The 10,511-nt window shown below is 73.2% G+C and carries 6 protein-coding genes and 1 pseudogene; 4 read left to right on the forward strand and 3 right to left on the reverse strand.

All coding sequences use genetic code 11. The features are described from left to right. Positions 1–136: 136 nt before the first annotated feature. Together D455_RS0120880 and D455_RS0120885 are read right to left on the reverse strand one after the other, a co-directional pair. Positions 137–1,954, reverse strand: coding sequence for a PH domain-containing protein (locus tag D455_RS0120880; protein ID WP_017572636.1), 1,818 nt, complete (start codon positions 1,952–1,954; stop codon positions 137–139). Then, positions 1,954–2,535 (reverse strand): PH domain-containing protein, encoded by a 582-nt coding sequence (locus D455_RS0120885; RefSeq protein WP_017572637.1) that lies wholly within the window; start codon positions 2,533–2,535, stop codon positions 1,954–1,956. The genes D455_RS0120880 and D455_RS0120885 overlap by 1 nt, the downstream gene beginning before the upstream one ends. A 238-nt stretch (positions 2,536–2,773) precedes the next feature. On the opposite strand from D455_RS0120885, the gene D455_RS0120890 reads away from it, so the two are divergent. Together D455_RS0120890 and D455_RS0120895 are read left to right on the forward strand one after the other, a co-directional pair. Continuing rightward, on the forward strand, positions 2,774–3,745 hold the full coding sequence (locus tag D455_RS0120890) for a daunorubicin resistance protein DrrA family ABC transporter ATP-binding protein (RefSeq protein WP_017572638.1): 972 nt from the start codon (positions 2,774–2,776) through the stop codon (positions 3,743–3,745). Continuing rightward, positions 3,742–4,575 carry an ABC transporter permease gene (locus D455_RS0120895; protein WP_017572639.1) on the forward strand — a complete coding sequence of 278 codons (834 nt, stop codon included), beginning with the start codon at positions 3,742–3,744 and terminating at the stop codon, positions 4,573–4,575. The genes D455_RS0120890 and D455_RS0120895 overlap by 4 nt, the downstream gene beginning before the upstream one ends. Positions 4,576–4,658: 83 nt before the next feature. On the opposite strand, the gene D455_RS0120900 is transcribed toward D455_RS0120895, so the two are convergent. After that, the gene (locus tag D455_RS0120900; RefSeq protein ID WP_017572640.1) at positions 4,659–7,988 is read right to left on the reverse strand and encodes an AfsR/SARP family transcriptional regulator; all 3,330 of its coding nucleotides are present in this window, start codon (positions 7,986–7,988) and stop codon (positions 4,659–4,661) included. Positions 7,989–8,275: 287 nt separating this feature from the next. On the opposite strand from D455_RS0120900, the gene D455_RS0120905 reads away from it, so the two are divergent. Then, positions 8,276–8,917, forward strand: coding sequence for a YbhB/YbcL family Raf kinase inhibitor-like protein (locus D455_RS0120905; protein ID WP_017572641.1), 642 nt, complete (start codon positions 8,276–8,278; stop codon positions 8,915–8,917). Positions 8,918–9,255: 338 nt separating this feature from the next. Continuing rightward, positions 9,256–10,511, forward strand: a pseudogene (locus tag D455_RS0120910) (hypothetical protein); the annotation flags it as partial.

Raw genomic sequence — 10,511 nt, forward strand, 5'->3', positions numbered from 1 at the left:
AAGGGCCGCGGTCGCCGCGCCTCGGTCCCGTCGTGGGACGAGATCATGTTCGGTTCCAAGAAGGACGACTGAGACACGCGCCCGATCCTCCGGCGGGGGCGGCGGCCGCACCCGGGCACGACCGCCCTTCCCCGGTTCAGTCGTGCCCGGGGCCGCGCGTGCCCCGGTTCCCGTGTCCCTCCGTGCCGTCCGTTCCGGTGGCCCCGGAGTCGACCAGGAACGGACGCACCATCTCGGGGGTGACCCGGGCGGCGAAGGCCACCGAGTCCGCGAGCGAGGCGTCCTGGGCGGTGTAGCCGCCCGAGCCCGCGCCGACCGTGACCTGGAGGTCGGCCAGCGATGAGGAACGCTGGAAGAGGGTCTGCCGCCAGGCCCAGCCGATCACCGCCGAACGCTCCACCATCGCCTGACCGCGGCGCAGCGATCCCGAGCGCACGCTCACGCGCTCGCCGTCGTAGCCGTGGCCGAGGGAGCGGTAGCGGTCCGCCCCCAGGGGGATCCCCAGCACCGCCAGCGCACCGGACACCCAGGCCAGCCACGCCACGTCCGCGATCAGGAAGACCACCAGGGCCACGGCGAACGGGCCCACGGACCGGGTCAGGCGACGGTACAGCGCGGCGCGCGGATGCCGGTCCAGGCCGCCCCGGTACACGCCCAGAGCTCGGTCCACGACCGCGTCGACCACCGTGCGCCGTCCGATGGGCAGCAGCACCGCCCGGTTGGCCGTGTCACCAAGCCCGGTGACGATGGCGCGCAGCCGCACCGCCCCGCGCACGCGCTCGAGGGGGCTGTCCAGCAGTTCGTAGCCGCGGACACGGCGCTTCTCCAGCGTCACGCTGCGCCGGGTGAGCAGTCCCCGCTCGGCGACCAGCGAACCGTCGCGTTCCTGGAGGGTGAAGCCCCAGTGGGTGAGCGCGTAGGAGACCACGGCGAACACCGGCATCAGCAGCACCAGCACACCGGCGAAGACGGCCGCCGCCACCAGGAGGAACCGACCGTCGGAGTTGGTCAACCAGTCCACGAAGTAGTCGGCGGCCAGGTCCCCGGCCGTCTGCTGGACCATGCCGAACAGGGTGGCCAGGACCGCGAACGGGGTGAGCAGGTATCCCAGGTTCAGTGCCCCGTACAGGTACCACGAGCGGGGCATGGCGAAGTGGGTGACGGTGTCGTCCCCGGGGTCGCGCGGCCCTCCGTCGTGTTCCGCGGCGCGCCCCCGTGCGACCTCCTCCGCGCCCGGCGTGGTCTCCCCCGCCGTGTCGGCCGCGTGCCCGGTGAGCACCGCCCTGCGGTGCAGCAGGACCCGCCGCAGCCGGTCGGCCTCCTCCGCCGCCACGGCGTCGAGCTTGCCGTCCTCGCTCGCGCCCGCCGACCCCGCGGCGGCCTCGATACGGACCACGGCCACACCCAGCATCCGGTGCAACAGGGTGCTGGTGACGTCCACTCCCCGCACACGCTCCAGCGGAATGGTGCGCTGGGAACGGCGGAGCAGCCCCCTGCGGATCTCCAGGCGGTCGCCGGCGACCTCGTAACGGGTCGTCCGCCAGGTGACGAACCCGCCCACGAGCAGGGTCACGACGGTCGCGCCCGTGGCGGCCAGCACCCAGGCGTTGAACCCGCCGAGCACCAGACCGGCGGCGATCGGCAGCAGGAGGCCGCGGAGCTGGTTGATGGGGCCGACGACCATACTGCGCGGGCTGAGCTGGCGCGCGGGTTCGGCGCCCAGGAAGCGTGCTCCGCCCGGTTCCTCCCCTCCCCACCAGTCACGGGGAGCGTCGGGCCGCCCGCCCGCGCCCTCGGGCGCACGGGCACCGACGGGGGCGGGCTCCTCCGGCCCGTCCTCCGCCGCCGGGTGCGGGCCAGACGGTACGGGACCGCCTCCCGGAGCGACCCAGCCGCCGTGCTCCCCCGCGTCGTCCGGCTCCGGTCCGGAGGTCCGGTCCTCGTGTCCGCCCATCAGGTCGCGTCGTCCCGCAGGGTTCCGGCGCGCACGGCCAGTTCCTCGCTCAGGCGGCGGGCCTCGTCCGTGTCCAGGCCCTCGATCGTGGACGACCCGGCGTAGGAGGCGGTCTGCACCTCCAGCGTCGCCACGTCGAACACGCGCTCCAGCCACCCCTGTGTGTGGTCGACCGTCTGGATGCGGTTGACCGGGACCAGCTGCCAGGAGCGGCTGATCCAGCCCGCGCGGGTGTAGATGACGTCCCCCGAGACCTCCCAGCGGTGCACCCGGTACCGCCAGGACGGCACGACGGCCACCTTGAGCAGGACGTAGACCGCGTAGACGACCGGTAGCAGCCAGGCGTTGTCACGCGCCCACGCGGGGATCCACGCCCAGCCCAGCGACGAGGCGGCCCAGGCGAGCGCGGAGAACAGGAGCAGGGTGAGCACGCCGCCGAACAGGATCCGCAGGGTCCACACCCCGATCGCACGGCCGCTCACACGGCGCAGCGGCGGACGCAGCCGGGCGGTCCCTCCCCCGCCGGGCTCCGGCGGCCCCTCGGGGGCGGTGTCGGCGTCGTGGGGCGGGGTGTTCGTCACGCGGACGAGTCTAGTGGCCTCGCACCGCGACGCTCCCGCCCAGGGTTCCGGCCACCCACGCTCGGACCCTCCGCGCCCTCGCTCCGCGACCCCTGACCAGGCCCGCCCGGAGCCCGGTCCCACTCCCGCCCGTTCCGCCACGAGTTCACGAACGCTCCGCACGGGAACGTCAGTATTTGTCAGCGTTTCGTCAGACCGGTTCGTCAGAATTGACGGTAGACGTTGATATGGAGGACCGATGACTGACGCCATCCGCGCGGAGGGTCTGGTCAAGCAGTTCAAGGGCAAACGCGCCCTGGACGGTGTGGATCTGACGGCCAGGACGGGGGCCGTGCTGGGCATCCTGGGACCCAACGGGTCCGGGAAGACCACGACGGTACGCATCCTGGCGACCCTGCTGCGCCCCGACGAGGGCCACGCCGAGGTCGGCGGGTTCGACGTGGTGCGCCAGCCCCACGAGGTACGCCGGCTGATCGGGCTGACCGGCCAGTACGCAGCGGTCGACGCCGACCTGACCGGAACCCAGAACCTGGTGCTCATCGCCCGGCTGCTGGGCTTCGACCGTGCGGGCGCCCGGTCGCGCTCGGCCGAGCTGCTGGAGCGCTTCGGGCTCACCGACGCCGCCAACCGCCCCGCCAAGACCTACTCGGGCGGCATGCGGCGACGGCTCGACCTGGCCGCGAGCCTGGTCGGCCGACCGTCGCTGCTGTACCTGGACGAGCCCACCACCGGTCTGGACCCGCACAGCCGCAACGGCCTGTGGGACGTGGTGCGCGGGCTGGTCGACGACGGTGTGACCGTCCTGCTCACCACCCAGTACCTGGAGGAGGCCGACCAGCTGGCCGACGACCTCATGGTGCTCGACCACGGGCGCGTGATCAGTGAGGGCACGCCCGAGGAGCTCAAGAGCCGCGCGGGCAACCAGGTGCTGGAGGTCCGCACCACCGGGACCGGACAGCTGTCCCTGGCCACCAAGATCATCGAGGCGGCCACCAGCACTCCGGTGACCTCCGACGGGTTGCTCGCCAGCGTCCCGGTCACCGACTCGCAGGTCCTGCCCGAGGTCGTGCGCCGCCTCGACGAACAGGGTGTGACCGTCGCCGAGCTGTCCCTGCGCAAGCCCAGTCTGGACGAGGTCTTCCTCGCCCTGACCGGGCACGGCGCCGAGGAACACTCCCACGGGACCGAGAACGAGGAGACACGAGTATGAGCGCCGTGACGACCCGGACGCCGTCGGCGCGCTCCGGGGACGCGCCCACCACTCCCGAGCGGATCAGTCCGCTGCTCACCGTCCAGAACGGTCTGCAACTGGCCTCGCGCAGCGTGCTGAAGATCAGGGCCAACCCCGAAGAGGTCTTCGGGCTGATGTTGCAGCCGGTCATGTTCGTGACCCTGTTCGTCTTCGTGTTCGGACAGGCGATGATGGGCGACTGGCAGAGCTACCGCGACTTCCTGATGCCCGGCATCATCGCGCAGTCGGTCATCTTCGCCACGCTGGGCACGGGCTTCTCCCTGAGCCAGGACGTGGAGAAGGGCATCTTCGACCGGTTCCGGTCGCTGCCCATCGCCCGCTCGGCCCCGCTGACGGGCGCCATCCTCGGTGACCTGGTCCGGTACACGATCACCGTGGTGATGGTGCTCCTGGTCGGCATGGTCATCGGGTTCCGGCCCGAGGGCGGTGTGGTCGGCGTGCTCGTGGCCGCCGCCCTGGTCCTGCTGTTCGCGTTCGCGCTGTGCTGGATGTCGGCCTTCGTCGGCATGGTCGTGCGTACGCCGATGGCGGTGCAGGCGTTCGGGATGATCCTGATGTTCCCGCTGACCTTCAGCAGCTCGGCGTTCGTCAACCCGCAGGACATGCCGAGCTGGCTCCAGGCGATCGCGGCCAACAACCCGGTCACCCACGTCGTGGACGCCATGCGCGCCCTGATGCTGGGCACGGGCGAGGCCACCGGCCCGGTGCTGTGGAGCGTGCTGTGGGCGGCGATCATCACCGCGGTCTTCTCCCCGCTGGCCGTGTGGGCCTACCGGCGTCGCACCTGATCCGCTGACACGCGCCTGACGGCGCTGACGCCGCGCCGCCCGGGGGTTCCCGGGCGGCGCGGCGTCACTCCGGCGCGTACGGCTCACTCCCCGTGGGACCGGGTGTCGTCGGGCAGGATCGGGGCCAGCCACGCGTCCACGGACTCGCGGGCGCGTGCGGCGCCGGCGGCGCGGACCCCGTCGACCAGACGGGCGTACTCCGCCGCGCCCAGTCCCCGACGCGCGAGTTCCCGAGCCCGCACCACGAAGGGGGTGGCCGTGTCGGGCACGCCCCGCAGCGTCTCGGAGGCTCCCAGCAGCAGCGCGGCGCGGTGTGGGTCCTCCTCGGCGACCATCATGGCGAGGACGTCCAGGACCTCGGCGCACACCGGGCCGCCCAGCCCCTGGCTGCCCAGCCACCACGCGCGCCCGGCCTGCCGCCAGGCCTCCGCGGTGTCACCGGACCTCCAGGCGACGGTGGTGTACAGGGCCCGCCATGCCGCCTCCACGTAGATGGGGGAGAACCCGCCCAGGTCGGACAGATCCCTCCCGACCCGGTCCAGGACCTCGCGTGCCGCGGCCAGGTCGTCCGTCTCCCGCAACCACTGGGCCTCGGTCAGTCGCAGCAGCACCATGTGCTCCTTCTCGATCGGCTTCCCGGAGGCGCGCAGGGCCCGCAGGTCGTGGTGGGCCGCCTCCAGATCACCGAGGTCGGTGAGGGTCTGGGCCCGGCGGACCCGGAACATCGCCGCCATGGCGTCCAACCCCGCGTCTCCGGCCATGCGTATCCCCTCGGTGAGGAGCTCACGGCAGCGTTCGAGGTCCCCGAACCTGTGCGTGTCCACGACCTGGACGAGGGCCTGGCACTGCCCCCAGGTGTCGCCCCGCGCCCGGAACTCCTCCAGGGCGGCGGTCGCCCTCTCCAGGGACGGTCCGACGTGGCCGGAGATGGCGTCGAACAGGGACAGCAGCAGCCGTACCATGGCCCGCATCCACGGGTCCGGTTGGTTCGCCGCGGCGGTGAGGCGCGCGTAGGTGACGCTCGCGCTTCCCTCCAGCAACGCCTGGTACACCAGTCCGTACACCAGCATGTGGTGCTCCTCGGCGCGCTCCCCCGCCTCCTCCAGGACGGCCTCGACCGCGCGTACGCGTTCCAGGACCTCCTCCTGGTCCGTGGTCGTGTCGGCGTGGTGGAGCAGGGCACAGGCGTAGGCGACGGCGCGCCCCTCGGGGACCCTGTCGCCGACCATGTCCAGGACGTCCCCGGCCCACCGGTGGAGCTGGCGCCAGGATCCGCCCAGGATCCAGTACCACTGGGTGTACTCGACCAGGTCCAGGCCGAGTTCGACGTCGCCCCGTTCGACGGCCCAGCGCACGGCCGCGCCGCAGTTGCTGGCCTCGGCGTTCAGGACGGCGAGCAGCTCCTCCTGGCGCGGACCGCGCAGCAGCGGGTCGGCCCAGCGCCACAGGTCGCGGACGTAGCGGGCGTGCGCGTCGCGGACGCGTTCCTCCTCCTCGCTGAGGTCCAGGCGCTCGGCGGCGTAGGCGCGCACGGTCTCCAGCTGCCGGTAGCGGGGCGGGGTGTCGTCCCGGGCGGGGTTCTCGGCGACCACCAGGGACTTGTCGACCAGGGCGAACAGGACGCCCCACACGTCGTGGCCGCCGACCTCGCCCTCCGTGCCGGGGTCGGCGCAGACCCGTTCGACGGCCTCCAGGGTGGCGCCCCCGGAGAAGATCGACAGGCGGCGCAGCAGGCGGCGTTCGGACTCGTCGAGGAGTTCCCAGCTCCAGTCGACGACGGCCCGCAGGGTGCGGTGTCGGGGCAGCGCCGAGCGGGTGCCGCCGGTCAGGAGGCGGAAGCGGTCGCGGAGCCGGTCGGCGAGTTGGGCGATGGTCATGGAGCGCAGGCGCGCGGCGGCCAGTTCCAGTGCCAGCGGCATACCGTCCAGTTCGCGGGTGACCCGGACGACGTGGGCGACGTTGTCGGAGGTGACGGAGAAGCCGGGGCGCACGGCGGCGGCGCGTTCGGTGAACAGGACGACCGAGGAACAGGCGGCGGCCCGGTCCGTGGTGGCGCCCTCGGGCGGCAGCTCCAGGGAGGGGACGGACAGAAGCTGCTCTCCGGGTACGCCCAGGGGTTCGCGGGAGGTCGCCAGGATCCTCAGACGGGGACACCGGGCGAGCAGCGGGGCCACGGCCTGGGCCACGTCCTCGACGAGGTGCTCGCAGTTGTCCAGGACGATCAGGACGGGCCGGTCCCCGACGAAGGAGACGACCCGTTCCATGGGCGGGGTGGCGACGGCACTGGTGGAGTGCGCCTGGATCACGGCGTGTTCACGCAGTTCCAGTGCGTCGACCAGGGCCTGGGGGACGTCCGCGGCCGCCCTGGAGGCGAGTTCGACGAACCAGCCGCCGCGGGCCAGCAGGTGCGGTGCGCGCGCGGCCAGCGCGGAGACGCTCTCGATCGCCAGGCGGGTCTTGCCCGCGCCGCCGGGGCCCAGGAGGGTGACCAGGCGCTCACGCGAGAGCAGGTCGACGGCGGTGTCCACCTCGGCGTCGCGCGGCACGAAGCTGGTCAGGGTGACGGGCAGGCGCAGGGGCGGGGCCTGCCTGGAGGGTCCCTTCCCCGCCGTGCCGCTGGCGGAACCGGGCACGGCGGTGGCGGAGGGCTCGGGATCCCCGGCGGAGCGGGGTGCGTCGAGTTCGCCGCGCAGCAGTCTCAGGTGCAGGTCCCGCAACTGGGGTGAGGGGTCCAGACCCAGCTCGTCGGCGAGGTGGGCGCGGAAGCCCTCGTACACGGCCAGGGCGTCGGCGGTGCGGCCGGTGGCGGCCAGCGCCCGGACCAGGATCGCGAGGGGGCGCTCGCGGTGCGGTGCGCGTCGGTACAGGGCCTCGGCCTCGGGCAGGACCTCGGCGTGCAGTCCCAGGTCGGACAGGGCCGTCAGGTGGTCCTCCACGGCCGCTCGGTGGGTTTCGGACAGGCGGAGCGCGGTGTCCTCGGCGAGGCCGTGCGCGGTCAGGTCGGGCAGGGCGGGGCCGCGCCACAGGGCGAGGGCCTCACCCAGGTCGCGGGCGGCGTCGGCGGCCTTCCCCGCGGCGAGCGCGGACCGTCCCCGTCTGCTCAGGGTCTCGAACTCGGCCAGGTCCACCTGGCCGGGGTCGATCGCCAGCCGGTAGCCCGAGGCGTCCCCGTCGATCCCGACCCCCTCGCCCAGGGCGCGGCGCAGTCGGGAGACCAGGGCCTGGAGGGCGTTGCCCGCCGACGCGGGAGGATCGCCCGCCCAGATGGCGTCGGTGAGCTCGTCGGTGGTGACCCGCTGGCCGGGCCGGAGCAGGAGGAGGGTGAGCAGCGTGCGCAGGCGCGCGCCGCCGATGGTGACGGGCCGTCCGGTCGCGTCGTGGACCAGGAGGGGCCCCAGGATGGAGAACCGCACCGACCCATGATCACCGATCGTACGGACGGGTGCCCTCCGTCACGGCCTTCCCCCGCGTTCCTTTCTCGTAGGGCCGAAGCCCGCGGAGTGTGGCGGAGGTCGCGCGAAGGGCGACGGCAGACCGAACGCCCGCCTGACCACAGTAAGGTTCGCTCTGGAACGTGTGTCGGTGCCCGTCCGAGACGCCCGCCCGTTCCCCCCACCGAGCCCGGCGCCGGGTGCCTCCCGAGCGCCGTGCCCGTGTCACCGAGAGTTCCGCCTCCACGGCCCGAAACGCAGGAGTCCCATTGTTCCCGGCCCTCCCCTTCCCCCGGACCACCGGTGCGCCGCGTACGGTGCGCACGTCCTTCGGTACGCGCTCGGGCGCGGTGGTGGCGGGGGCCGTACTGGCCCTGACCACGGGCTGCGGCCTCCTCTCGCCCTCGCAGAACGGCGACATGCCCGACGACATCACCGTCACCAGCCCGCTGATGCAGGAGGGCGGGCCGCTGCCGGACGCCTACTCCTGCATGGGGACGAACGGCGCCGAGGCCGGGAACGGCTCCGAGGGAGGGGAGGAGGCCCGCGAGTCGTACTCGCCGCCACTGAGCTGGTCGGGGCTGCCCGACGAGGCCGGGTCGATCGCGCTGGTGGTGGACGACCCCCAGAAGGCCCAGGTGTTCTGGGTGGTCTACGACCTGGACCCGGAACTGGTCGAGCTGCGCCAGAACACGGTTCCGGCCGACGCCAAGCAGGGGCGCAACAGCGTCGGTGAGACCTCCTACGACCCGCCCTGCCCCGAGCCGGGCGAGGCCTACGAGTACCGGTTCACCGTGTACGCGCTGCGCAACCCGCTGGACCTGCCGGAGGGAGCGGCGCTGAACGCGTCCCTGGAGGCGATCGCGAACCAGGCCGTCGCCCGTGGGTCCCTGGTCACCAGCAGCGACTGAGAAGGGCGCTCACGGTCGGCCCCCGTGCGTTCCGGCGGCTCGGGGGCCACGGGGATTATGCGAGGAAGCTTCCGTCGCCCTCTGCACACATCGCACGACAAGGCATACAGTGGGCATGTGCCCCCGCCCTATTTCAGATGACCGATATCCGTTCACTCGCCGCGCGGCGCCCTGACCCGAGACCGCACCGCATCGTCTGCGTCCCTCCGCAGCCGTACCCCGAAGACACCGGATCACCGCGGATCCCGGAGGTCACCGCCTCTCCCGGCCCGTACCCGCCAGGCCGGTCCCCGGTGTGATCCGGGCGCGGCCGACCTCCCCAAGGTAGTGCGTACACCATGACCGTCACCGTCATCATCATCATCGCCGTCATCGTCGTGCTCGCCGTGCTCCTGCTCCTGCTGCTGGGGATGCGCGCGCTGAGCGTCGGCTCCCGCGAGGAGGACCACGATGACGAGTACGAGTACGAGGACGCCGAGGACGACGACCGCGACGACGAACGGCCGCGGGGCCGGACACGCGGCCGGAGCCGGGGCCGGGATCGCGGCGAGGACGAGGAGGAGACCGCGGAGCGGACTCCGCGAGCACGCTCCCGTCGGCCGCGCCAGGACGGTGGCGCCCGGGCGGAACGGCGCCCCAGGGGCAGGCGCAAGCTCGACGATGACTGGGACGACGATGACGGCTCCCTGTCCGACAACGACTTCTGGTCGAGTCTGAGCGAGGACGGCCCCGCGCAGCGGCCCTCCAGGGCCCGTGACGAGCGTGAGGACCGGGCCCCCAACGTCACCGTCCACGAGTACGAGGACGACTACGACGACGAGCACGAAGACGAGTACGGGGACGAGGAGGAGACCGGACCGCCCGGGGCCACCACGGTCCTGCCCGCGGCCAGGAGCGGGAACGCGGACCCCTCCGCGGACCTGGCGATGCTGGCCAGCCTCGGCCAGGGCAGCGGCCCGCAGCCCCCGGAGGACGGGCAACCCCCGTCTCGGTCCTCCAGACGGGGACGGCACGAGCCGGAACCCGCCGAGCGGGAGGAGCGGGGCGAGTGGGACGACCACAGCCTGCCCGAGGCTCCCCGGCGTTCCCCGCTGTCCCCGGCCCCGGAGAGCACACCGGCGCACGGGCTCCCCCAGGCGCCCGGGCCCGCCACATCCGCGGCCCCGGCCTCCGACGGCCCCGTCGGCACGGGCGCGTGGACGCCCGGCTCCTCCTACACACCGTCGGCGGCCGGTCCGCTGGGAACCTCCTCGGATGCGCGCGACCCGCTCGGCGGAGACCCGTCCCATGACGGCGGTTCGACGAGTCGCTCGGACCTTCCGGGAACCGGTACCCGGCGCGCGCCCTTCGAGGACCCGCTCGCCCCGGACTTTCGGCCCCCGACCCCGGCGCCTGGTTCCGACGTCAGCTCGCCGATCTGGTCGAGCATGGACACCGGCGCGCACCAGCGCTCCGACTTCGGCTTCGGCGACCGGAGCGGTCCGGCCGCGTCGGGTACCGGTTCGGCGGCCCCGCATGGTGCGGGTTCCCCGTCCGACCCGCTGACCGGCGGCTACCAGCCGCGGTCGGAGGCGGCCTACGACACAGGAACACA

It is taken from the genome of Nocardiopsis halotolerans DSM 44410 (genome assembly GCF_000341065.1).
Taxonomy (GTDB): domain Bacteria; phylum Actinomycetota; class Actinomycetes; order Streptosporangiales; family Streptosporangiaceae; genus Nocardiopsis; species Nocardiopsis halotolerans.

Coding starts and splice junctions, on each gene's coding strand:
- D455_RS0120895 (WP_017572639.1), top strand. CDS start 3,742: ATGAGCGCCGTGACGACCCGGACGCCGTCGGCGCGCTCCGGGGACGCG.
- D455_RS0120890 (WP_017572638.1), top strand. CDS start 2,774: ATGACTGACGCCATCCGCGCGGAGGGTCTGGTCAAGCAGTTCAAGGGC.
- D455_RS0120880 (WP_017572636.1), bottom strand. CDS start 1,954: ATGGGCGGACACGAGGACCGGACCTCCGGACCGGAGCCGGACGACGCG.